This window comes from Massilia frigida (assembly GCF_011682175.1).
GTDB lineage: Bacteria > Pseudomonadota > Gammaproteobacteria > Burkholderiales > Burkholderiaceae_D > Telluria_A > Telluria_A frigida.
This window is the reverse complement of record NZ_WHJG01000015.1, coordinates 99,743-123,869: the sequence shown is the minus strand read 5'-3', so window position 1 is coordinate 123,869 and position 24,127 is coordinate 99,743. Positions and strand designations below refer to the sequence as shown.

Sequence of the window (24,127 nt, the reverse complement as noted above, 5' to 3'; positions counted from 1 at the left end):
TAGTCCCTTTAAGTTACCGGCATCAGCAGCGGACGCACGCCGACCGGTATGAATTCGCGCAAGCGCACCTGAAGATTGGTCCACTTGTGCGCTTCCAGCGTGAAACCGAAGGCGCCCATCGCATCGTCGCCCGGCCCAAGTTCGCGCACCGCGCGGCTCGATTCGCGGGCCAATTGCGCGTAGCCCGGATCGTTGAACCGCTCGGAACTGAAGACGATGCGGGCCGCGCCCGCGAAGACGCAAAAATGGTTGGGCGGAAGCCGGTCGCCGGCGCCGCTGAAAGCGCTCCACTTGATGCAGCCGTGCTGGTTGTCCAGCACCTCGAAGGGCTGCGTGAAGATCCCGCCCAGCCCGCCGACGGATGCCACGCGCAGCGCGCCGAAGCAGGTCAGCCCGTCGAAGTGCAGGTCGGCGCCCCAGTTCGTGGCGGGACTGGTGGCCGCCCCGATCGCCAGCACGCCGGAGGGCGCATCGCGCAAGCCGAGGCCGGCATCGACGATGCTCTCCTGGATCTCGAGCCGGTAGCGCGGGTCCACGCCGATCGACCCGGTGATCGAGCGCGAGATGACGATGTCGGGGGTGGGCACGAAGGCCTCGGCATCGGCCGCGGCGGCAAAGCCGTAGCCGTCGACCAGGCGCAGCGCCGGCTGCATCGGTGCGCGGGTGCCGTCGCGCAAGCTGTGCCCGCCCGGTGCGAGCGTGCAGCCGATAATCTCGAGGCGCGCCACGGCAACCCGATCGATCAGCGCGTGGCCAGCCGGGAATGGCGCGGACGGGTCGGGCGCGAGGTACAGGCCCTCGAGCCGCACCTGCGGCGTGAAGGGCGCGGCCGCGGCCGCTGTGAGCGGGCGCAGCGACAGCGGCTGGGCCAGCAGCACGAGCGGGCGGTGTTCACCGGCGGCGCGGATGGTCAGCCCCTCGGCCAGCCGCAGCGACAGGGTGCCGTCGATCGTGGTGCCGGGCAGTAACGACAAGTCGATCCGGTGCACCAGGCTGTCGTGAATCTCGATCACCACCGGTTTGCTCGCCGTAGCCAGGCCGGCGAGCGCCGCCTGCAGCGTGACCCCGCCCGGGATGTCGCCCACCAGGCGCAGGTCGGTGCCGCTGGTGTGTGCTTCGAAGCGGCGGGTGAGCGGATGCGCGCCGACCGGCCCGGCGGCGCCGTAGGTAAAGCTGGCGAACATGCGCGAACGCAGGCCGCTACCGTCGGGCACGATGAGTTCGGCCGCCTGGGCCGCGCTGTCCAGGCCGATCAGCACGCGCCCGATGGCGGGGTCGATGACGATCTCGCCGCTCCCCAGCGGCCGGCGCAGGCCGCTCTCCCAGGCGCACAGGGTGTCGCCCCGGAAGCGCCATTGCCATTCGGTGGCTGGCGCCTGGGGCACCAGCAAGGGGGCCAGCGTGTGCGGCAGCCAAAGCTGAAGGCCGGTGTCGCCAAGATCGAAACCATGCGGCGGCGTGGCGGCGGCATCGTAGAAGTCGACACCCACGTAATCGCCGGGACGCCCTGCCTTTGTCCCGCTGGTGAGCCTGGCCGCGAGCATGGGGCCGGGCACCGCGTCGGGCTCGGTCAGCGGCGAGACCACGCCGCCCGAGGTGTCCGGGCGCAGGAAGCCGGGGCGGCTGGTGTTGAACAGGCGCACCGGCAGGTCGAGCGGATGCAGGTCGAAGCGCAGCGCAAAGCGCGCCAGGCCGGCGGGCTGCGGACCGAGATCGACGCTGCCCTTGGCCAGCGGCAGCACGCGCGCCAGCCGGTAGGCAGCCAGGCGCCACACGAAGATCGCCAGGTTGGGCAGGTTGACGTGGCGCGCATCGCCCTGCGCCGGCTTGACGTCGGCCGTGCAGGCGAAGTTGTCGAACGGCGTGCCGAGCAGGGCCAGGGCGGCCGGGTCGCGCAGCGGGGCGCTGCCGCCGCGCGGAACGTCGAAGCGCGTGCGCAGCGGGTCGCCATAAGGCGGCGACCCGCCGGCGTCGGGGCGCTGGTGGTTCAGGTGCTGCGACCAGCCAAGGTTGACGCGCAGTTCCACGCCACGGCAGGCCCATCCTGTGAGATTGACGGCCAGCCGTTCGATCGCGCCCAGCGTTCCCTTGCGCCGGCGCAGCGCGATCGTGTCCGCCACGTCGGCCCGCAGCGTGCGCGGATCGCCCTTCAGGTGGGTGGCGCCGAGCAGGTCGGCGATGTAGGGGATGACCCAGTCGTCGCAGGTGTCGATGAACAGGTCTTCATAGAACTGGCCGATGTTCTGGTGCAGGGCGCTGAACGGCCCCTCGGCCGCAGCCAGGTAGGCGCGCAAGGGGTTTGGCGGCGTCTGCTCGACGTCGCGCGTGCGGTAGATCTCGGGCAGGCGCTCGAACAGCGGCACGCTCGGTGGTGGCTTCATGCGCATTCTCCCGCTGATGGTTCGTCGACGCACGAGATGCTCAGGTGCTGCTTTGCTAGCTGGAGCAGCTCGCGCGGTGCGCAGGGCAGCACCGCCGCATTGGTGCGCGGCGCGGCGGGCAAGGGCTGGGCCGCCGGGTCGGTCAGGGTGGTGCCGAACAAGCCCAGTGCGCTCACTTTGCACCACACCACGCCGGCCACGTTCTGCAGCCGGCCTTCGATGCCGCTCGCGTATTCAGGCTGGCCGAGACGGCGCGCATGCAGGCCGAACATGCCCTTGCGCTCGTCGGCGCCAACCCCGGAAAGCCCCAGTTGGCGAAAGATATCGGCCTCGATATCCGCTTGCCGGTAGCGCGGGTCGCGTGCGTACACCACGTCGACGAAGGCGTAACGCAACCAGGCTTGTTCGATCACCAGCGCAAACCGGTCGGGGCCGCGGCAGCGCTGTGCATGGACCAGCGCCTTGCGTACCGCCTCGAACTCGGTTTCGCGGCCAGCCGCGAGCAGCACGCGCAAGATCACGGCCGGCACGCCGTCGGCCAGGTCCCAGGCCGCGCTGGCGGCGACCACGCCGGGCACGGCCAGGGTCTCGGTTTCGTAATCGGCGATGCTGACCAGGCGTCCCAGGCTTTGCACCTTGCCGGGGGCGGCCTCGCGCGCCTTTTCCGCGTCTTCGGGCGCGGCGCCGCCCGACACGATGCCGGCCAGGGACAGCTTGTCGAATCCCGGCGGCCGCTCGCTGGCGGTCGGCGTCGCGCCCGGCTTGATCGGCCCATGGGCGCCGCTGCCGCTGCGGTACTGCGCGACCACGTTATTCAGTCCCGAAGGCAGGCGGGCCCCGGTCTCGCCGTCGCCGAACTGCACGAAGCTGCGGTCGTCGCCATCTTCGCGCACGATGTAGATGGTGTCGGCCGGTCCGTGACCGTAGAATGCGTCTACACGGCGCCACAGCCGGGCGTTGACCCAGATTTCCAGTGCCGGAGCGTGTGGCGGGAATGTGGCGGCGGACAGGAAATAGGTCAGCGGCGCCTTGGGCAGCGCGAAGGTCTGCCAGCGCTGCCGCTGGTCGCCATTGCCGAGTACCGCGTCGCGCTCGACCTTGCCCTGCGAGGCGTCGACCAGGTTGCCGAACACGGTGACGGTGGGGGCAGCCTCGTCGAAGTCGGCGTGCACAAAGGGCGCGGGTGCCCGATTGAAGCTCAACAGCCACATCCGTGCCACGTCGGGCGTGGCAGCGGCGAAGTCGGCCAGCTGGTTGTTGCAGACCAGTTCGACGGCGTCGTCATCGCGTGACAGCCACAGGCGCCGGCCGGCGAGCGCCTGCGCTTCCACCGCCTTGCCATAGAAGGCCAGGGCGTCGGTACCGTCCGCAAAGCCGCTCGCCTCGGGCGACGATACCGGCTGCAAGGCCAGCGGCGCACTGGTGACCTCGAAAATCCGGTAGTCCCGCACGTCGGCCTGCAAGGTGCCCGAGGAGGGCGACCGTACGTACTTGATCAGCGGCTGGTCGAGCGTGAGCAGCGTGCTCGCTGCATGGAGGTTGCCGAATCCGATCGACTGGCCGCGCTGGGCCACCACCGTGCGCACCACGCTCAGCGCCACGAACTTGACAGTATTGAGCCTCAGGCGCACCTGCACCACTACCCGCATACCTTCATGCAGGTCGCCCACTTCGGTGTCGAGCGGTATGGAGACAGGCGTCAGCGCCGTCGATGCACTGCTGGCGACGCAGTCGTGGCCCGCATCCACATGGCGGTAGAAGGCGGTGTCGCTTTCCGACGAACCGGTGATCTTGCCGCTGTTGTCCTTGATGGTGGCGACGGTTTTCGGCGGTGCGTTATGGCCAAAATGGCGGAAACTGCGGTTGATGCGATACGCCCGCACCGGCTGGTTCCACTCACTTTGAAGTGCGCCCTCGATCTCGACGATCACGCGGCCGAGCAGCCGCGTCACATTCTTCACCTTCACGACCTGTGGCGCCTGCGTGTCCTCGATCGCCCCTGCGACCGAGGTCCACGCCGGTTCGGGCGGGAGCAGCAGCAATCGTTCACCGGCCTTCAGTTCGAAGGCGGCCAGACTGGCCGAATCGGCGGCGCCGTCGATCCCGGCCACGTCGAACGATGTCGCGCCAACCCCGAGGCGGGGCGGGTAGCGCCGCGCGCGATACAGGTTGAAGCGGCCAAGGTGCGGCCACGCGATCAATTCGGCGTCGGTCTGGAAATCGGCCGGGACAGGCAGGTCCTTCAGCTCGGCCTTGACCGGGAAACCCTTGTGTATCGTGACCGGCAGGCTGCCGCGCGCCTCGATCGCCAGGGTGGCGCGCCCGCCGATGCCGGGAGCGAGCCGGTAGCCGGTCAGGCGCACCAGCTCCGCCACGCTCTCGCGCCACGCCGCGGTGCGCAGGAACGCTTCGTTGGCGTAGTGCTCCTGGTAGAAAGCGAGGATGTCGCCCAGGATCGCGGCCCCCTGGAGCAGGGCGATACCCGGATCGTCGGGGTCGCGGTGGGTCCATGCGGCCAGTTCGGGGGCGGCGTCGATATTGCGCATCATCGCTTCGACGAAATCCGGATAGCGCCCGATGCGGTAGGCGATGCGCGCCAGGCCGGGACGGTTGCTGGCGCGGCGCGGGAAATCGAACGCGTCGGTGATCAAGGGATTGCAGGCCATTAGCGTCTCCCGCCCTGGATATCGAAACGGATCAGGCCGCGCTCAAGATGGTCGGGGTCGTTGGCAAGCAGCACCACCTCGTCGACACCGATCGATAGCATGTCGGCGCCCGGCACGCCCGGTTGCGGCGCCGAGAAGCGCTTCATGCCGATGCTGACCACGTGCTCGACGCCGGCGATCCGGACGATGCGGCCTTCGATCGCGCTGCGGTGCAGCGCCTGGCCGAAGGTCCACTCGTCCGGATGAAAAAAAGCGCGTCGGCCGTCGGCGGTCCAGCCATCGGAGAATTCCTGCTCCAGCACGAAGCGCAAGTCTTCGCGCCAGGTATCCGGCCTGGCGCAGAGCTTGACGTGTATCTCCAACGGCACGTAGCGAGGCGGGCGCAGCTCGATGTCTTCGCCGATCAGGCGCACCGCTTCGAGGTGGGCGGCCACGCGCGGGCGCAGCTCGTCCCATAGTGCGTCGGAACGGGCGTCACCCACGGCCACGAATCCGGCCGGGTCGACCGCGACGCGCACGGTGCGCCAGCTACCGGTCCATGCATAGCGCGCCACCGCGCGCGCGACGCCGCTGACCTCTTCGGCACGCCGGACGTAATCGGCCGGCGTGACGGCGCGCAGCTGGCGGGCGCGGAAGGCTTCGGGCGCGTTGCGGCGGATCCGCTCGGCCGGTTCCGGGTCGCGGCCATCGGTCACGTCGAGTGGATTGGTCGCGCCGGTCAGGGCGCCGCTTTTGGTCCCGAGCAGGGGCTGGAGATTGACCAGCTGCTCGGCGCCGACGTTGCCGGCGTGCCCGCCGCCGACCTGGTAGGCCGCATGCACGATGGCGTTCGGCGCCAGCAGGCGGCCATTGATGCCATTCCCGAAGCGCAGCAGGCTGCGCTGCCGCTCGTCGGTCTCGACCATGTAGTGATCGCCGTTTTCGGCCGAATCGTCGCTGTGCACCAGGCTTTCGACTTCATCCCAGGGATCGACGTGCCCGCCGGGCAGTTCGACCTGCAGCACCAGGGTCGAGCGCGCCGGCTCTTCGCCGCTCGGCGCCAAGCCGCGTCCGCTTGGCCGGTAGGCCAGCGGCCCGGCGTCGGGCAGCTGCGCGAGCACCCAGTCGCGCCCATCCTTGTTGCGGTCCATGCGGGTGTAGTGGCGCTGCTTTACGCTGTCGGTGTCCGACGCCAGGACGGCGCCCGGCTCGTGGAAATCGACCTGCAGCGGGCGGCCTTCGTACACCGGCAGGAGATTGCCGAAGAACAGGGACACGTCTTGGATCGTCGTCGGTGGCGGACCGGGGCAAAAGGTACTGAAGCTGTAGTCGAAGGCGAGCGCGTCTTCTTCGCGCCAGTTCACGCGCACGAGCCAGGTGGAAGCGACCGGATCGAAGATCGATACGGCGGCACCGCGCTCAAGGTCGCCGCCTGCCAGCAGGCGCAGTATTTGCCGCTTGGCGCGGTTGCGCCCGGGAAGCGCCCCGCTCAAGGGGTTCAGCACCTCGGCGATCAGCATTTCACGCCACAGGCCGTTGCGAACCAGGTCGCGCAGCGCATCGGCCGCGGCCTGCGTGGCCAGCCCCGGCAGCGGCGCAATGTCGGCGCCCGTGCTGCCGCCTGCGAGCGCCGGCCTGGCGTCGCCCCAGGTATGCAGGCGCAGGCGATTCAGCAAGGGGTCGAGCCGCTGGCGCAGCCTGGGCGGCGCAATCGGTTGCTGGCGGCTGGCGAAATACACGGCGCCGGCCGTCGCCGGGTTGGCGCCGCTCCACACAACGAGCTCCTGGTCGTCGAGCGTGAACGGCACTTTGCCGGCGGCGACCTCGAGTGCCAGCCAGGTGCTGGCCTGGTTGCCCTCGCCGAGATGGTAGTCCACCAGCCGCGCGTGGCGGGCCAGCGAGACACGCTTGCGGGTAGTCGCCAGGTAGGCTTCGGCGGCGACCCGGTCCTGGTAGTCGCTCAATTCGTCGGCGGCGGCGGCGAACAGGTCGATCAGCACCTGGTCGTGATCGGCTTCGCTGGTGCTGGCCCAGCCTGGGACGCGTTCGGCCATCGCCACCATCAGCGTATGGCGGAACGAGTCATAGTCCTTGGCCAGGTAGTCGATGTGCGGGGCGGGGGCCAGGGCACGGCCGCCCTGGCGTGGTGCGCAGTCATTGGTGAAGCACCCCGGGCGGAACTTGAACCCGATCGCGCTGAACAGGGGATCGATCAGGTGCGCATCCCAGACCAGTTCGAGCGTGTAGGTCGAGTAGTCGCCGACCGGCGCGATGCGCAACGACACGCGCGTCGCGTCGATGGCGCTCACCGCCGTCACCTGCACCTGGCCGCGCGCGCTGCCGGCGATGATGCGCGTGCCGCCGCGTATGCGCAGCACCTGGCGTGCGCGCACCGGGTCGGCGCCGATGTAGGCCAGGATTGCAGCGACGTGCAGGCCGTTGATGAAGCGCAGTTCGAGGTCGGCATGGCCGGGTCCCGGCCCCGGCGGCAAGGACACCAGGGCCAGCCCGAGTCCATCCAGCCCGTGGCTCTTGAGTACGTCGGCGCGGTCGTCTAGCAGGTCGGGGAAGGTGATGGCGGTCATGAAAGTGGCGGCTTAGTTGGAACGGCGCTGGAACTTGACGACGCGCGAATCGGCGCTGCCGGCGGGACGGTACTTGACGCTCACTTCGAGCGTGGCGGCGGCGTCGTCCCAGGTCACGTCGATCATGTCGACGGTAAGCCGGTGGCCCAGCCAGCGCGACAGCCCATTGGTAATGCGCGCCTTGACCACGCCGCGCAGGGCTTCCGACGCCGGTTCGAACACCAGCTTGCGCACGCCGCCGCCGAATTCGGGCAGGAACAGGCGCTCGCCTGGGCTGGTCAGCAAGAGCTGCAGCAATTCATCGCGCACCTGCGCGCCGTCATCGAGCGGCGCGGCGGTGCGTCCATCGCCACCGATCCGGAAGGGAAAGGCCAGGTGGCGGCCGTTCGAGAGCGTCATTCAGAGCCCCTTTGCGTTCTGCTGCACTTGCACCACGATGGCGATTCCCTGCGGCGCCTGGAGTGCGTTCAGGCACAGGCCGATACTGTTCTGCAGCAGCACCGGCACGCCATGCACCGTGGCCTGGGCCGCACCCGTGATCCAGCGGATGCTGGTGCAGGGCGACGGCGCGGCAGGCACGAAGGCGCAGCCGACGATCAGGTGGCTGTCGGTCTGCAGCAGCGCCGGCGCACCGTCGAGTATCATCTCGGCATTGCTGGTGACGAGGATCGCCTGGCCGCCGTGCGGGCACATGACGCTGCTGCTGGTGGTCAGGATCGGGATCATGGCGGTACTCCGAACGCCATCGCGCCATTGACCAGGCTGACCCCCGCAATGCCGACCTTGATCACGCCGTTGTTCAGCGAGATGTTGTCGCCGCTGATGCGCAGCTCGCACTGGCCACAGCTGAGAATGATCTCGGTGGCGGTGAGTTTGATTTCCGGGCCGCTGCCATGGGTCAGCGTCAGCTCGTCATTTTTGTCGTTGAGGACCACCTTGTGGCCATTCTCGGAGACGATCACGCGCACCTGGGCCTCGGCGTCGTCGGGCTTCTCGTGTTCGGCCCACCAGGTTCCGGACCAGATCGGGGTGTTGATATTGCCTGCCTCGAACTCGATCCATACGCCCGCGCCGATCGCGGGCAGCATCAGCATGCCATGTTGGGCACCGGCGAACGGCACCGCCGGCAGCGCCCAGTCGCATTCATGCTCGTGCATTACGGCCGGCACGGTGGCGCGGATACGGCCCTGGCCGAGCGGGTCGTCGACGTCGGTGACCTGGCCACGGTATTTTCCGAAGTAGCTGGTCGCGGTGCGCTCGACCAGCCGCCCGAGGTGCTCCATGTCGTTCATCAGAAGATTCCCCCACTGACGGAGACCGATATCTGCACGCCGCCGCCGAGCGCTTCGGCCACCGCGGCGCCTGCGATCTCGGTCTGCGAATTGGCCTTGGCGTCGAACTGCTGCGTGTACAGCGACGGCGTGATGTGGTGGACCACCTTGGTGATCAGGTAGTCGCCGCTGTACGGCGTGGCGCCGGCATCGATGCGCACCTTCTGGTAAGGCGTGAGCACCGCGGCATAGCAGCCGGGGATCACCTGGCTGCTGAGATGGTAGACATAGCCGTCGCGGCGCGCCTGTGCGCTTGCCGCGCCGGCCGGGTCTTCGCGCGTGTTGTCCGCCGGGTGCAGCAGGCGGCGCGGAGTCAGATCGGCCGGCAGGGCCGGCAGGTCGCGCATCAGGCCGAGGTCGGCGGCGCTGGTGTCGAACGTGGTCTCGCCCTGGTCGTTTACGCGCAGCACGCGCGCCTGGGTGCGCGCGCCGCCGTCCGGATCCTGGAACACGCTGGCACTGGCCAGGCTGCGCCGGTCGCCGATCAACACCAGCGGCGGCAGGGCGGACGGGCCTTCCGGGTCGGGCAGGAAGCATCCGATGCTCGCTCCGGGCTGCTCGCCCGGCAGCACATAGGCATGGCGGTCGCAGGTGCGTCCGAGCTCGCGCAGGAATTGCAGGGCCGTCCCGCGCCTGGTCGTCGATGCCGGGCTGGCCGGGGTCTCTTCGATCCGGGTCTCGCCGATTTGCGCGAAGCGGCCGAAGAGTTCGCGCGCGATCTCGCTGGCGCGGCGCCGCTGGAACGGTGGCTCGGTCTCCTCGTCGCGGTGCATGAAGGCGCTGTCGTCGCGCACCACCATGGTTGCGCTGCTGCGGCCAGGCTGGGAATCGAGCGCGGCGTCGACGCTGGTCAGCGGTCCATCGATCAGCGGCGTGAAGGTCCCGCTGCCGTTGTCAAGTTCGATCCGCACGCGCGAGAACGGCGCGCTGGTAGCGCCCGGCCAGTGCAGCCAGGCGCCCTGGGCGTCCAGGCACAGGACCATGCGCAGGCGCGCTTCCCAGAAAGCGTCCATCTCCTGCGTGACCTCGATGTCCTCGATCCGTCTGAGTTCGTCGCTGGTGGCGGCGCGCTCGCCGAACCAGACCCGGAAGTGTTGCCCGGCCATGCTTCAGGCCACCGGGACGAGCAGGCTGTCGCCGGGCGTGGCGACCAGCGTGCGCCCGTCGAGCGCGGTGTTGGCATCGGCCACATGCCAGAACTGGGTGGCGTCGCCGTTGACGGCGTGCGCCAACAGGTCGAGCCGGTCGCCGGCCTGCACGGTGGCCGGCGCGCCGCTGGCCGGCGTCAGGCGGCGCAGCTTCAGGGCTTGCACCTGCCTGCCGCCATCGGCGCTGGTGTCGACGATGGCCACTTTTGCGTAGCGTGAGTTGGGCAGAAACATCGTGGCGGCTCCTATAAGGGGATCAGGTCGACGATTTGCTCGGCCGTGTTGGCGAGGTTGGCGATCGCCTGCGCTTCCTTGGCGATGGTCGAGTACTCGAGGGCGCCTTGGGCCAGCATGTCGTCGGAGCAGTCGTCGACGGCGATGACGCTCAGTGTGATATCGACTTCGGCGCGGGTCGGGTTCAGGATGGTGTCGTACTCGAGTTCGGAGATGCTCATCGAATCGATGGTCACCGGCAGCACGCGGGTCAGGCCCCAAATGAACAGGATGCGCGGGTATTTTTCGCGCGGGATCGGTTGCGCCGGGGGCGCGCTGTCGCCGCCCCCAAGGGCGCCACCGATGGCGTCGATCGCCGCGCCGACCAGGCCGGCGATCTTGGCGCTGGGCAACACCATTTTCTCGAGGGCGGCGAGCTGCGGTCCGATGCCGAACAGGGTGGCCAGCACCTTGCCTTCATCGAGCATGTTGGCCGCGCTGAAGTGCGCCTTGAAGCTGATCTTCTCGAAGGTCTTTTCTCCGGCCTGCGTGGTCTCGCGCTGGCTGGCACCGGTCGGACGCGGCGGGATCTGCAAGGTGCGCGACAGCGACTCGGGATTGAACTGGAAAATGACGACATTCGGGATCGGCCCGATCAGGCTGGTTCCGTATTCGATCAGTGCGCCACGCAGGAGGCTCATGGCTTGTTCACCTTCAGGCTGGTGGCGATGCGTTGCGCCATGGCCGCCGCCAGATCGTGCGGCGCCGGCGCTGCCGCAGTTGCCAGTTGGCCGGCGTCGACGTTCATTCCCGGCGCGCGCGGGCCCGGACCGGCGCCCAGGGTGCGGGCCAGCGCCGGCCCCAGTGCGCGCACGGCTGCCTGCGCGGTCAGGGGATCGATCCCGCGCAAGTCCAGGTCGAGCCGGTCGATGTGCAAGTGGCGTGGTTGCTTGGGTGTCATCGCTGGTTCCTTTGCGGGGCGACCAAGGCGGCATATTGGCCGAATTGGTCGAGGCTGTTGACTCGTTCGAGTTTGTCGTATTCACGCTGCAGCGCGCGCAACACCGCTGCCATGGTCAGCCTCGGCGCGGCGCCGGCGGCGGCGCTTTGCAGGCAGGCCTGGAATACGATGCCGCGGATGTGTCCACCGGCCAGGGTGAAACGCTGGGCCAGGAACTCAAAGTCGAGTTCGCTCGCGTCGACCCCGGCGGGAATCACGCTGCGCCAGATGCGCGCGCGCTCGGCAACACCCGGCAGCGGGAATTCCACCGCGAAGCGCAGACGCCGCAGGAAGGCTTCATCGAGGTCCTTGCGGCGATTGGTGGCAAGGATCGCCAGGCCCTTGAAACGTTCCATGCGCTCGAGCAGGTAGCTGATTTCCAGGTTGGCGTAGCGGTCGTGGGCATCCTTCACCTCGCTGCGCTTGCCGAACAGCGCGTCGGCCTCGTCAAAGAACAGGATCAGGTCGGACGCGTCGGCGGCATCGAACAGGCGGCGCAGGTTCTTTTCAGTCTCGCCGATGTACTTGTTGACCACCTGCGACAGGTCGATCCGGTACATGGGCAGCCCAAGCTCGGCGGCGATCGCTTCGGCCGCCATGGTCTTGCCGGTCCCCGGCGGCCCGGCGAACAGGGCCGACAAGCCGCCTTCGTTCCAGGCCCGCGCCGTGCCCCAGTCGTAGTGCACGCGGGTCAGGTTGTCCATGGCCGCGACGATCTCGGCGACCTGCTCGGCCTGGATCGGGGGCAGCATCAGTTCCGACAGGCCAAAGCGCGGCGCCACCGCCTGCGCCAGGCTGCCCAGGTCGAGGTCGGCGCGCGCGGCCGCGAGCAGCTCGGCGTGCGTGGGCGCGCGCCCAAGCGCGGCGAGTTCGGCGCCGACGCGCGCGATGGCCGTGCCTTCGTAGCGAAAGCGGCGCGCCAGCTCGGTCAACACGGCGCCATCGGCGTGGCCGGGCACCGCGCGGCGCCAGCAGGCCAGCCGTTCGGCGTGGCTGAGCGAAGGCACGGCGATCGGCGCCAGCGAACCGCCCAGTCTGCGCAATGGCGCGCGGTCTTGCATGCCCACAAAGACGGTCAGCGGCAGTCCGGGGAGGGGCAGCGCGATGGTCGTGTCGTGGGCATGCTGGTCGAGCACGGCGCTGACGTCGAGGTAGACCGCGCAGCCGCCAAGCCAGGCGGCGCTGAGCGCCTGCTCAAGCTGGGAGCGTGGCAGCGCGGCGCTGATGCGCACCGTACGCACCCCAGCCTCGGCGGCGCAGGCCGCCGCCACGCCAGCCAGCCCGGCGTCGGCGCCACCGATGACGGGCACCATGCGCATGCCCTGCACGGCTGGCGAGGCCAGCGCCGCTGCCACGCGCCGGATGAGCGCGCGGTCCATGGCATGGGGCAGGGCAGCCGCATCGACGGCCTCGAGGCAGGCCGGCAGCTCCCCCGTCCCCAGCAACAATTCGCGGGTGACCAGGGTAGGCACCGCCAGCGGGGTATGCCAGAGATGCGCGCCGCTGTCGGGCGCCAGGGTCAGCAGGCCGTGGGTGAGCAGTGCGTGCGCCGGCACCATGCAACGCAACAGTTCGTCGGGTGTGTCCCACAGACGCTGGGCCAGGGCGAACGTGGGCGCGACGCGGGTGGGGTCGTTCTGGCAGCTTGCGATCACCGGGCCGGCGGCGCTGTCGACCATGGGCAGCAGCGCGACCGCCAGCACGAAGCACTCCACCGGTTCCAGGTCCAGTTGCTGCGCCACCCAGCCGAACGATCCGCGCGGCGCGTCGGCGCTGTCCGGCGCGACGCCCGATGCAATCTGTTCGCTCAGGTAGCGCGCCGTGACGTCGTCGGCGAAGAAGGCTTGCTTGTCGCCCTGGTAGCGGGCCAGGTCCAGTGCCGCCAGCGCGGCATCGACCGAGGGCGGCAGCGCGCCCGTGCCGGGTGCGCCTTGCTGGCCGCGCTCGCGCCACAGCCAGCACACTTCGCGCCGCAGGCGCAAGGTGGCCTGGCCCAGCCAGTATTGCGCCAGGGCATCGTGAGCGCGCACCCCGGGCGTGAAAGTGAGCGGGGTGGGCAATCGGGGGGCGGGACGCAGGGCGGTCTTCATATGGTCACGCTCGGGCTGGCCTTGGCCTGCTGGTTGTTCACGCGCAGGATCAGCCAGTAGGTCCCGGGCGCGACTGCCGCCGCGACGCCGGGCACGGTGAGGCTGTTCTGGTTGGCGGTGGTGACGAAGGTGTCGACAAGATGGACCGTGACGCCGTCGGACGCGCGGCAAAACAGCAGCATGATATCGTCGCCGTCCGTGCCCAGCAGCAGCCCGGTTAACTGCAGGTCCGCGCCAATCAGCGCCGCGCTGTTCAAGGTGGGCAGCAGGCGCGCGGCCAGCAGATTGCTCGACCGCGTACGGGTGGGCGACAAGCGGCGCCGCACCACGATCGGCATGTCGCCGGGTGACAGCGTGGTGCCGCCGGCAACCGGGGTTCCAGGGCTGCCTTCGGCGCGAACCACGAGGCGGTCGAGGTGACGCTCGATGACGTCCAGGATCACGTCGCCGAGCACGACTTCCATGCTGCTGGCGGACAGGTCGTCGCCGTACAGGGTCAGCGCGGCGCCGGCCTCGAAGCGGTCCGGTTCGATACGGTCGAGGCGCGCCCCCATCGACGGGATCACGCTCACTTGCACGCCGTCGCGTCCAATGATGGTTTCCGGCGTCGTGTGGTAGTCGACCCCGACCAGCTGCGATCCGCGCGGCAGGCTGTCCGGCACGATCATTACCGGCCGCACCTGGAAGGCCACCGAGAGGCGATAGCGTTCATCCGTGCCTTGCATGATCTTCGACAGTAGCTCGACATTGGCGTCGTCGAAGGTGAGCTTGAGCGGTTCGGGGTTGTCTTCGAGCGCGCGCCGCACCGCGGGCGCGACCAGGGGGTCCAGGCGCAGGAAGCTCAGTTGCTGCAACGCCGACATGGCGCGCCCGAGCAGCTCGTGGGCGCTGGCCGTGTCGCTGCGCTTGTCGACGTCGAAGGCGGTCAGCAGGTACTTGAGCACGAGCCACAGCGGCGGCGCCTCGCCGTCACGCAAGGACTGATTGCGCAGGTGGGGGTCGAGCGCGGTCTCGTAGAGGAACAGGTTCAGTTTGGGGTTGTTGCCGCTTCCAGGGGCGTCTTCGGGTTTGCCGACCGAGACCTCGAAGGCGGCCCGGAGCAAGTGATCCTGAAGCAGCCGCGTCACCGCGCCGATGGCCATTCCCGAGTCTGCGCGCGCCATGATCAGAGTCCGCGCAGCGCGCGCCGCGACAGGGCGCTGCGCGCAACGGGGGCGGCCGGTGCGGCCGGTGGCGGCGGCGCGCGTTCGATGACCTGGGCGGCCGGGGGCGACACCCGCAGGTGGATGGCGCCGATCGATACCAGCACCTGTTCGCCGGCTGCATCTGGCGCCACTGCGTTCGATTGCGCCGCATCTGGCAACGGCGCGTCTGGCCGGGCGGGCGCGATTGCCAGGTGCACCGGCGCGGGACTGTCCGGCTGCGGCGTCTGTGCGACGCTCGCCCTCGCGGGCGCCGGGGTTTCCGATGCCTGAGCGTGATGAACGTGAGGCAGTGGCTCGCCCTGCGTTGGCGCCTGCTGCGGGCCGGCCGCCACCCACTGCAACACCTTGCGCATGAGATCCTGGCCTTGCGGCTCCGTGGCGACGGCCGGGGCAGCCCGATCCGGCCCCGGCTGCGGTACGCGCGGATCCGGCGCCAGGTCTGGCAGCAGGGTCGGCGTCGCAAGCACGGGCGCTGCATGGGGCGCCACAGCGACCGGCGCGACGCTGTCGGCAGCGGCACTGGACTGGCGCGCAACGTCCGGCACTGCGCTTGCCTGGCCCGCGCGCGCGTCCGTCGCCGCGGCGGCGTGCGGCTGGCGCACCGGCTCGGCCCGATCCCTTGCCGGAACGGGCGCGGCGCCCGCGCCGTAGCCTGCCGGTTCGGCAGCGGGCGCGGGTGTGGCCACGACCGCCGGCGCGATGGCGCCGTCGACGGCTAGCGCTTCCACGGTGGGGACCGGCGCCGCGTGCGCGGGAGCTGGCCCTCCAAACGTGATCGCGCTCGCGCGCATCAAGGCGCCGAAGTAGCCGCTCATCGTGCCGCCTCGCAAAGGGCGAGGTATTGTGCGCGCCTTGGCGCCGGTACAGCCAAGGCTTCCTGCTCGGTCCAGCCGTAGTGCGAGGCCAGCTCATGCACCTCGCGCAGCAACAAACGCTGGCGCGCGGCGAGGCGGGACAGCGCCAGCGCTTCAAGGTCGAGCGCCACCTGGTTCGGCGTGGCGCAGACCGGGCAAGCGCAGTCGACGGTAAAGTCGATCAGCGGGTCGAGCTCGGCGATCGCCGCCGACAGCCTGGCCTCGTCCTGCAAGCGCACCTCGCCGTCGAGCAGCAAGGTGGCCAGCATCATGCCGAGTGCCTCGTCGCGCGTGGCGGCCGGTTTGCCGCGCCAGTCACGCAAGTCGGCGCCGGTAGGGCGGCGCAGCGAGACGCAACGCGCATCGTCAAACACGATATGGAGCGGCCCGCCATCGCCGCCGCAAGCGGCAAGCGCCTGCAGCGACAGTTCGAATTCGAAGGCCGCGGCACAGGGTGGATGGCTGCAGCGCGCGGACAGGTCGAGCTGGCGTGTGCCTTCCGTCTCGATCAGCAGGCGCAGCAGGGCCGCGCTGCGTGCGCCCACTGGCTGCGACCACCAGTAGCCGGCGTCGCCATGCAGGCTGCATTGCGCGAGCAGCGCCGTCACGAGGCTGGGGCGGTCGGACTGGTCGAAGTCGAGGTCGAGGTCCACGGCCTGGCCGAAACGCCGGATCGGGTTGTCGAGCGGGACGCGCTCCACGGCCGTCACCCGGCCAGCACCGGTTCGGTCGGTTCGGTGACCTCGGGGTCGCGTTCCCAGCCCTCGTTCTCGAGCTTGATGTGCTGGATGGCGATGGCGTTGGCGTTGGCGTCGAGGTCGGGCATGGCCTGGTACTCCGAAACCCAGCAGCGAAAGATCTTGTAGGCGAGGACGACCTGGCCCGTCTCGTTGTAGATTTCGAGGATCAGGTCCTTGCGGAAGTCCTTCAGGCTGACCTCGGCGCCCAGCCCCGCGTTCACGTGCCACACCTTGTTGGCCCAGGCTTCGAACTCGAGGTCGTGCGTGACGCCGCGCTCGAGGGTAATCGCCTCGTACTTGGTGCGGCCCGGCGACTTGCGTCCGGTGGAAGGATCGCCGCCCTCACGGTGTTCGACCACTTCGGTGGTGCGCTTGAGCGAGCCGACCTTGCTGATTCCCGCCACGTAGCGGCCGTCCCATTTGATGCGGAATTTGAAGTTCTTGTACGGATCGAAGCGGTGCGCGTTGACGGCAAAGCTGGGCATGACCGGACTCCTTATTGCAGATCGCCGGCGATCTGCTGAATGGTGAGGACGACGAATTCGGCAGGTTTGAGCGGCGCAAAGCCGACCAGGACGTTGACGATGCCAAGGTTGCGGTCAGCCTGGGTGGTGGTCTCCTTGTCGCACTTGACGAAGTAAGCCTCCTGCGGCGTCTTGCCCTGGAACGCACCCTGGCGGAACAAGCCGTTCATGAAAACGCCGAGGTTCAGCCTGATCTGGGCCCACAAGGGCTCATCGTTCGGCTCGAACACGACCCACTGCGTGCCGCGGTACAGGCTTTCCTCGAGAAACAGCGCGAGGCGGCGGATCGGGACATACTTGTATTCGTCGGCCTGGCTGTCGTCGCCCTTCATGGTGCGCGCGCCCCAGGCAACCCGGCCGTACGCGGGGAAGCTGCGCAAGGCGTTGATCCCCTTGGGATTGATTTGCGCGTTCTCGAGATCGCTGAGCGGGAGCGCCAGTTCGAGCACGCCGTTGAGCACGGCGTCGGTGCCGGCCGGCGCCTTCCAGACCCCGCGCGTGGCGTCGGTGCGCGCATACACCCCGGCCAGGGTGCCCGATGGCGCCATCGCCCTTGGGCGCATGCCGTCAAGCGGATCGATGATGCGCACTGGTGGGAAATAGCTTGCCGCGTTGCGCGAGTGCGAGACGCCGGCCCAGGTGACGATGTCGCTGAGCTTCCTGTTGGACGGCGCATCGACGATATAGAAAGCGCGCCGTTTTTCGCACAGGTCGGTCGCTGCGGCGATCAACGCGCTGCCTGCCGGGGGCGCCGTCATGTCGAACGTCTCGGGAATCACCAGCAGATTGAACATGTCGACGTCAAGCAGCGCATGGATGCCGGTCTTGGCAAGTTCGTTGCCGATCAGGAGAGCTTCGCCGCCGGGCGCGCCGTCCGCTCCTTTGGTCGAGGGCACGGCCTTGTCGAGCGCTACTGGGCGATGCTGTGCAGCACCGCTGCGTTCGATACCGCCATTGGCAAGGCCCATCTTGATGTTGGCGGCGAGGCTGCCGAATGGCCCGCCGCTGATGACGACGCTTGATGATTCATCCACCGGCAGTGCTGACGTGAGCTTCAGGTGGCCAGCGCCTGCGGCCCCGTTGACGTCCGATTCGCTGGCCGCCAGGGCCGCGCCGTAGCCGCCGGCGCCGATCGCGTTCGTGACAGCGGTGACGAAGGCCGCAATCGAGGGCCAGGCCGTGGCGGGAAGGGGCGGCGCGAGCACGTTCAGCACGAACGGCGTCGTGCCATTGACGATGCCGCTGATGATCGTATTGGCCGGTACGTTCAGCGGCGCACCAGCGAGGGGGCCGCTGACCGCAAAGCCGGCTTGCGTGAACGTCAGGGGCGAGTGGCGAGTCACACGCACCGCTGCCGATGCGTGGTTGACGACCGACTCGACGTACTGTGCTGACTTCGTGTCGAGGCTGAGATTGCGGTGGGTTTCGATCACCACCGGATCGCCACCCAGTGCGGGCACTTGTGAAATGACGAGATTGAAATCGCTGGCCGGGTTGCGCACCTCGGTCAGTTCGACGGAAACGCGCAGCGCATTGCCCCAGGCTCCGGGGCTGGCCGCGGAGACATCGAGCACTGGCAAAGGCACAGGCGTCGTGCCATCGAGGAGTACCCATCCCGCCGTACCGTGACCGCTGGCTACCCGCACGATCAGGGCCTGGGTGCCGCCATTGAGGAAAAACTGGCGCACCGCATACGACACCGGACTGTCACGATCGAGGCCGCCGTGGCTGCGTTCGAAGTCGGCGAAGCTGGTGATCGCCACCGCTTTGTCGACCGGGCCTTTGCGCGTGAACCCGACGAATGCCGCAACCGACGTCGCCACGCCAGTGATGGTGCGTACGCCGCTGCTCTTTTCGACGATGTAGACACCTGGATAGCTCACCTGGACCATACAGTCTCCTGTTCGAGAGGATTCACCTTTTTCCGGCGCCCCCAGGACGTTCATTCACGCCGGTTCCGGACACGCGGATCATGTTGTCAATTTAACTGGGGCGCGTCGCATCAACGTCTCGCCGCCGTCTGCCGTGGTGTCGTGCGCGGGTTGGGGCGGGCCTGCGTCGGAATCGCCTGGAGGTGTGCGCTTCATGCGGTCCGCAGCAAGCGACTGACCCTGCGCGCCAGCTCACCTTCTCGTTCCAGCAATGTAGTACGTCTGGTAGGCCGGATGATGTTTTAACGAGGCTGAACAAATGCCGCATTCCATGTACACGTCGAGGAAGCTGGACTGATTGTCGAGCCGGGGGTGCCCCAACTGGTGAAGATGCGTTTCGAGTGCGCAGAGATTGGCCCGCACGTCAAATCCACCCAGGTACAGGGGATGTATGTGGTGCGCATCATAGGGCGCATTCCACCTCGATTCGTCGTGCAAGACCATCGGATCGCACGGATCTGGCGGCGGGACGTGCCTTGTCCTCGCGTACGCGATCTCCGCTGAAAAGCGCGCCTGGGCGGGACCGCGGTCGCCCAATCCTTCGGCCTCGCGAACGTCCGATGGCGTCCGGATCAGTGCGAAATCGGGGGGGAGCGGCAATTCGCTCGGCCACAGGACCGGCAAAGGCTCCGGACACGGGTCGGAACGGCAGCTGCGGCGCCGTCGCTCCCGGGTCGGACTATCGGTCGGTAGCGTTGTGGCGGCGACTCCGATGCCAACGGTTGCGGTCGCGGCCGCGAGAACGGACGAGCTGGCCTCAACTGCCGCTGGCGCCAGGGCTTCGACTGCCACCGGAGCCAGGGTCTCAATTGCCACGGGCGCCGCAACCTCAAGGATTGCCGGGGCTGCCAGTTCTGCCGCCACAACCAGCGCGCCGTCCGCCACAACCACCTCGGTCGTGCTCACGGCGACAACTTCGGCGAGAATGATGGCCTCGGGCGTTGCCTCCGCGATGAGCAGGCCGGCTGCCACGAGGGCTGGCGCACGCTGGACTTGCATTGCGCTTTTGTCAAGGCGGGGCGCCGGTGCGTCTGCGTCATGCCCCAGGACTGCGGATTGAGCGGCGCGGTCGGCCTGCCGTTCCAGTTCTTCCTGAGCGGCGGCCCCCATTGACTGTTGGGGCCTGCCTGAGCCCTGCTGGACGGTGTGGGCCAGTTCATGCGCAATCAACAGGTCGCCCGTTGTGGTGCCCGGACGGTACTGGCCTGCGGCAAACGCAATATCCTGGCCAACGGTGAAGGCGCGCGCTCCGAGCACGCTGTTGAAGCGGGCAGCGGGCGAGTCGTCGTGTACGCGGACGGACCCGAAGCTGGTCCCGAACGAGCCTTCCATGTTCGCGCGCGTGGAGCGGTCCAGCGTACGCCCGCTCCCGAGCTGCGCGCGGATGACCGACGGCTCATGCGAAGGCAGCGTTGCATCCCGGCTCTCGGTCATGGCTTGCGCCAGGGGGCCTTGTCGTTGCCCGATCCGGCGAGCCACAATGCGAGCGCGCTCGCTCACCGCGGCGATGAGCCCGTGCGCGTCGGCCCCCGCGGGCGGCCGCGCAAACGCCTGGATCAGACGCATCATGGAAGACAGGGGGCGCGTCGCATAGCGCTCGATGGTGCGCAGGATAAAAGGGCAGTTCCTCGCCGTCCGGCCGAAGCGCCGCAATTCGGCGTCGCTTGCGTCGAGCAAGGCGGCACGCAAGGCCGCCAGAAACGCCGAGCGCGGCATCTGCCCGGCCGCGAGATGCTGCCCGTCCTCGACGACAGCGGGGCCGCGTGATACGGGTCGTGTCGATGCGCCCGACCGGTGCTGGCGTTGAATCGTGCGATTCACAGCCGGTCCGAGCGGCGTCAGGCCGGTACTGCGCCGCGCCGCGGGCTGGCCTGACGCTGGATCGTTGAAGAGCCTGGAGGCGACGCCGTCGGCCTGGCGCTCATGCGCATCGCCCGCTTGGCTCACGGTCAGGCCGGCCGCGCCTGGCCGGCCCGACACGGGGCCGTTCGCCTGCTCAATGACATGGGTGAGTTCGTGCGCAATCAGCTCCTGGCCTGGGCGTGAGTGCGGTGCGTACGCCCCGGCATTAAATACCAGATGACGTCCCACGGTGTACGCTGCGGCATCGACGGCCCGTGCGGATTGCGCCGCCCTCGCGTCGGCATGAATCCGGACCTGGCTGAAGTCGTAGGCGAAGTGGCGTTCCATGACCGTGCGCGCGGCGGGATCGAGCGCCTGGCCGGGCGCGCGCAAGACCTCGTGGACGATGGGCGGGGCTTCCTCCTCGCCTGTAGCCGTGCTTCCCGCCGGGCGAACGCTTGGCACGCTCGTTGACGCGGCCGCGCTGGCCGATGCGGCGGAAGCGCAACGCGGGCAAGCTCCGCCACAGGCACAGTTTGAAACACGTCCAATGGCTGCGGGTGGTGCCGTGGACAGCGCAGGGCGTAAGCCCGGCCGCTGCTCGTGGGCGGAGGGGCGTGTGACCGTGGAGGCCGTTGTCGCGTGGGCACGTTGCATGTTGAGTGGCTGGGGTAGCGTCAGATGGTCATGGTGTCCGCATTCAAAGCATCAATGAACAGGCGACATCGCACGTGGCCCGGCACCGCGTATCGTCTTCGGGAATGGTCTCTTCGCAACACGCTTTACATGAATCTTCGTCATCCGATTGTTCAAGGCAGGGATCCGCGCAACGTTGCTGCCGGTCATCGGGCGGGTCGGGTTCGGGCGCAGGCGCTGGCGCAGGGTCGTCCCGCCATGCCACCTGAAAGTGCAGTATGCCTCTCGTCGGGTGCACCCATTTCTCCCATCGCGCCGGGTCGTGCCAATAGTCAGGGCCGCAAAACACGAACCCGGCGGCGCGCAGCCGTTCCCGGGAGATGTTCCGAATATTGTCCCAGCCGTACAAGGGCTCGCGCATGCCGCACACGTTTGCCGGCGGCGCTGCTTGGCGGTCGATGCGCGTGCCTGTCGCGCTGCGCGCCGCGCCCTGCTGAACCACATGGGTCAATTCATGCGCGAGCAGTCGCTTGCCTTGCTCCGTGGCGGGCGCATATTCGCCGGCAGCAAACACGACATGGCTGCGGTAAGTGTAGGCCCGCGCCTGCACCGAGCGCGCGGCGGCGGCCGCCTCGCGGTCCGCGTGCACCCGCACAGCGCTGAAGTCGTGCCCGAAGCGCGGTTCGAAATAGGCGCGCAACGCCGACGATAGCGGTGCGCCGCCGCTGGCGGCCGTCCGCACAGCCGCGCCGGTATCGATGTCGTTTTCCGGACCGTCAAAAGCCGCTTGCCTGGCCAGCGTGGTGTTGTCGTAATCGTCGTCACAGGCTGCGCACTTGCGTTCAAGCGCGACAGGACCGGTGCCGATGGCCCCTGGCCCGGATGCCGCGCTGGCGGGGCCGCTGGTCATGATGTGGTCGGCTACCTGGTCCGCTTCGCGTTCTGCGGCATCGCCCGGAACGCTGATGTCCGGCTTGCGCTGGATCGGCATGGCTGCGCCCGGAGCAATGGCTGCAGTGCAGCGCGGGCATCCGCCACCGCACGCGCAGGCGCCGCCGGCGCGCAGGGCGACCGGCCCGCCGGGCGTGCGGCCGGTGGCCGGCGACGGCACTGGACGGGCCGTCCTGGCGCTGCGTTGGCGCGGTTCGAACGATGTCGCTTGCATATCGGGCACTGCTCCAAACGGTCTTGCGATGTCAAAAACTGAAGCGGATACGCGGATCATGTTGCCAATCTATCCGGGGTGCGTCGCATCAACGTCTCGGCCGCGTCTGCCGCGCTGTCGTGCGCGGCTTGGGGCAGGGCGGGCCTGCATCGGCATCGCGTGGAGGCAGGAGGCGGGACTGATGGTCGAGACGGGGTGTCCAAGAGCGTTGCCTGCGTGCATGGACTCAACCCATCACCGTGAGCTGGACGCTGGCCGCTGCCGCGTCGGCCTGGGAGCCTGTGTGGATGCGCACGTCATCGACGTTGCGGCCGAAGCGGCTGCCAAGTAGGCGCGCAGGCCGACGGGAAGCGGCGAGCCTCCCTGCGAAGCCACCCGCATGGCCAGCCCGGTGTCGGGCGCTGTGTCGCTGTTTTCAGCGGCGGCGCACTGGACGAGATCAAGCGCTTGCGCGTGCCCGGCGACGGTCCGCGCGCGGCTGGTGCTGTCGAGTGCGCTCGGCTGCGCCATGCGCGTCACCCGGTCGGCGACGTCGTCGGCTTCGCGCTCGAAGCGGTCGCCCGGCGCGCTGATGCGCGCCTTGCGCTGGATCGGCATGGCTGCGCGTGTGCCAAGCGCGGCCGCTGCGAGATCGACCTGTCGCCGTCTCCTTCAGTCGGGTTCGATAGGACGGCCGGCGGCGGCCGCGATATCTTGCCGGAAGCGGGTCTCGATCCCGGCGAACAGGTGCTGCGCACGCTTGAGCAGTTCGTCCAGCGCCGGCAGCGGCTCGAGCGCAAATCCAGATGCGCTGCCGGGCGTCCCGCTCACGCCCGAATCGCGCCAGGGGCTGGCAACGCTGCCGTCCCGGATCGACTCGTGCAGTGCGCGGGTCTGCTGCGACGGTTCCACTCCCAGCTCCTGCATGAGCACGCGTTCGCAGCGCTGGAACTCCCGCAGCGCCTGGGTTCGATTGCCTGCCAGCACGTGCAGTTGCATCATGTGGCGGTACACCTGCTCGCGAGCGGGATCGAGCGCAAGCATGCGTTTGGCATAAGCCAGTCCACGCTCGCTGTCGTGGCGCGACTCGCACCAGCAAACCAGCTTTTCGAGTGCGTCGAGCAATTCGTTCTGGAAGCGCTCGCGTTCGGCCAGGCACCAGTCCTGGTACCAGCCTTCCAGCAGGTCGCCGCGGTATAAGCCCACCGCATCCTCCAGGCGACGCCGGGCGATATCGTCGAGTTGAGCACCAGGTATGCCGTGACAGCAGCGCATCGCCTCCTCGAACTGGGCCACGTCCACCTGCAACTGGTCGCAGCTGTTCAACTGGATCCATTCCGGGTCGACCTCAAGGGCTTGCATGCCACCGCCATCGGCGACGGGACGCAATGCGGATTGAATTCGCCATAAGGCCTGACGCAGGTACTTTCGCGCCTGCTCAGGGGAGGAGTCTTGCCAGAGCAAGTCGGCGAGCGTCTCGCGCCGCTGCGGATGGTTGCGATGCAGAACCAGATAGCAGAGCAGTTCGCGCGCTGCCCGATTGTTCAAGGTAGGTTTCGCCTGATCTCCACAAAAAATGCCGAAGCGGCCAAACAGACGGACCGTCAAAGCAACCATGCACCTTCCTTTCGCAGTCGATTGCATTGTGGTGAAGCCGCCATGCATACCGACTTATTGCGATCGTCTGTAGCAGGCGCAGCGCAGCAATTACCCATGTACAGATCGTAACACCGGTGCTAAGTTATTGCACGAGCAACGCTGCAAAAATCGCCATCTGGATTGAATGGCTATCCCGAGCAGGCGGCAATGACAGCAAGACAGGGGCGGCTCCCTGCCTGCGGCCCACTATCCGGCGGCA

21 protein-coding genes are annotated in these 24,127 nt (G+C 68.5%); 1 reads left to right on the top strand and 20 read right to left on the bottom strand.

Translation table 11 applies throughout. The features are described from left to right. Positions 1–8 precede the first annotated feature (8 nt). The 20 genes from F2P44_RS16490 to F2P44_RS16395 form a co-directional block, all read right to left on the bottom strand. Complete coding sequence (locus F2P44_RS16490) at positions 9–2,381, bottom strand: phage tail protein (protein WP_167088138.1); 2,373 nt, start codon at positions 2,379–2,381, stop codon at positions 9–11. Next, positions 2,378–5,047, bottom strand: coding sequence for a baseplate J/gp47 family protein (locus tag F2P44_RS16485; RefSeq protein ID WP_167088137.1), 2,670 nt, complete (start codon positions 5,045–5,047; stop codon positions 2,378–2,380). The genes F2P44_RS16490 and F2P44_RS16485 overlap by 4 nt, the downstream gene beginning before the upstream one ends. Continuing rightward, positions 5,047–7,611, bottom strand: a complete 2,565-nt coding sequence (locus tag F2P44_RS16480; RefSeq protein ID WP_167088136.1) for a baseplate J/gp47 family protein — start codon at positions 7,609–7,611, stop codon at positions 5,047–5,049. The genes F2P44_RS16485 and F2P44_RS16480 overlap by 1 nt, the downstream gene beginning before the upstream one ends. A gap of 12 nt (positions 7,612–7,623) precedes the next feature. Beyond that, positions 7,624–8,010: a GPW/gp25 family protein gene (locus F2P44_RS16475; protein WP_167088135.1), complete on the bottom strand. Its 387-nt coding sequence runs from the start codon at positions 8,008–8,010 to the stop codon at positions 7,624–7,626. Next, entirely contained in the window at positions 8,011–8,337 is a 327-nt protein-coding gene (locus F2P44_RS16470; RefSeq protein WP_167088134.1) for a hypothetical protein, read from the bottom strand. Further along, positions 8,334–8,903, bottom strand: a complete 570-nt coding sequence (locus F2P44_RS16465; RefSeq protein WP_167088133.1) for a phage baseplate assembly protein V — start codon at positions 8,901–8,903, stop codon at positions 8,334–8,336. The genes F2P44_RS16470 and F2P44_RS16465 overlap by 4 nt, the downstream gene beginning before the upstream one ends. Continuing rightward, positions 8,903–10,048, bottom strand: coding sequence for a hypothetical protein (locus F2P44_RS16460; protein ID WP_167088132.1), 1,146 nt, complete (start codon positions 10,046–10,048; stop codon positions 8,903–8,905). Before F2P44_RS16460 ends, F2P44_RS16465 begins: the two co-directional genes overlap by 1 nt. 3 nt (positions 10,049–10,051) lie before the next feature. Next, a complete protein-coding gene (locus tag F2P44_RS16455; RefSeq protein WP_167088131.1) occupies positions 10,052–10,324 on the bottom strand; it encodes a hypothetical protein in 273 nt (90 codons plus the stop codon). An 11-nt stretch (positions 10,325–10,335) separates the two neighbouring features. Beyond that, positions 10,336–11,004, bottom strand: a complete 669-nt coding sequence (locus tag F2P44_RS16450) for a hypothetical protein (protein ID WP_167088130.1) — start codon at positions 11,002–11,004, stop codon at positions 10,336–10,338. Then, positions 11,001–11,264, bottom strand: coding sequence for a hypothetical protein (locus tag F2P44_RS16445; RefSeq protein WP_167088129.1), 264 nt, complete (start codon positions 11,262–11,264; stop codon positions 11,001–11,003). The genes F2P44_RS16450 and F2P44_RS16445 overlap by 4 nt, the downstream gene beginning before the upstream one ends. Beyond that, positions 11,261–13,393 (bottom strand): ATP-binding protein, encoded by a 2,133-nt coding sequence (locus F2P44_RS16440; protein ID WP_167088128.1) that lies wholly within the window; start codon positions 13,391–13,393, stop codon positions 11,261–11,263. Before F2P44_RS16440 ends, F2P44_RS16445 begins: the two co-directional genes overlap by 4 nt. Continuing rightward, a complete protein-coding gene (locus tag F2P44_RS16435) occupies positions 13,390–14,556 on the bottom strand; it encodes a Pvc16 family protein (RefSeq protein WP_167088127.1) in 1,167 nt (388 codons plus the stop codon). The genes F2P44_RS16440 and F2P44_RS16435 overlap by 4 nt, the downstream gene beginning before the upstream one ends. Before the next feature lie 2 nt (positions 14,557–14,558). Continuing rightward, a complete protein-coding gene (locus tag F2P44_RS16430) occupies positions 14,559–15,413 on the bottom strand; it encodes a hypothetical protein (protein WP_167088126.1) in 855 nt (284 codons plus the stop codon). Then, complete coding sequence (locus F2P44_RS16425) at positions 15,410–16,153, bottom strand: hypothetical protein (RefSeq protein ID WP_167088125.1); 744 nt, start codon at positions 16,151–16,153, stop codon at positions 15,410–15,412. The genes F2P44_RS16430 and F2P44_RS16425 overlap by 4 nt, the downstream gene beginning before the upstream one ends. 5 nt (positions 16,154–16,158) lie before the next feature. Then, entirely contained in the window at positions 16,159–16,677 is a 519-nt protein-coding gene (locus tag F2P44_RS16420) for a phage tail protein (RefSeq protein ID WP_167088124.1), read from the bottom strand. An 11-nt stretch (positions 16,678–16,688) separates the two neighbouring features. Further along, positions 16,689–18,608, bottom strand: a complete 1,920-nt coding sequence (locus F2P44_RS16415; protein ID WP_167088123.1) for a phage tail sheath family protein — start codon at positions 18,606–18,608, stop codon at positions 16,689–16,691. A gap of 231 nt (positions 18,609–18,839) precedes the next feature. Continuing rightward, a complete protein-coding gene (locus tag F2P44_RS16410) occupies positions 18,840–20,882 on the bottom strand; it encodes an eCIS core domain-containing protein (RefSeq protein ID WP_167088122.1) in 2,043 nt (680 codons plus the stop codon). A 307-nt stretch (positions 20,883–21,189) separates the two neighbouring features. Continuing rightward, a complete protein-coding gene (locus F2P44_RS16405) occupies positions 21,190–22,116 on the bottom strand; it encodes an eCIS core domain-containing protein (RefSeq protein WP_167088121.1) in 927 nt (308 codons plus the stop codon). Positions 22,117–22,516: 400 nt separating this feature from the next. Then, on the bottom strand, positions 22,517–22,585 hold the full coding sequence (locus F2P44_RS36585; RefSeq protein WP_370662704.1) for a hypothetical protein: 69 nt from the start codon (positions 22,583–22,585) through the stop codon (positions 22,517–22,519). Positions 22,586–22,941: 356 nt separating this feature from the next. Beyond that, a complete protein-coding gene (locus tag F2P44_RS16395; protein ID WP_167088120.1) occupies positions 22,942–23,631 on the bottom strand; it encodes an AfsR/SARP family transcriptional regulator in 690 nt (229 codons plus the stop codon). A 90-nt stretch (positions 23,632–23,721) separates the two neighbouring features. Here F2P44_RS16395 and F2P44_RS16390 point away from each other — a divergent pair, with 90 nt between their 5' ends. After that, the gene (locus F2P44_RS16390) at positions 23,722–23,997 is read left to right on the top strand and encodes a hypothetical protein (RefSeq protein ID WP_167088119.1); all 276 of its coding nucleotides are present in this window, start codon (positions 23,722–23,724) and stop codon (positions 23,995–23,997) included. Positions 23,998–24,127: the final 130 nt, after the last annotated feature.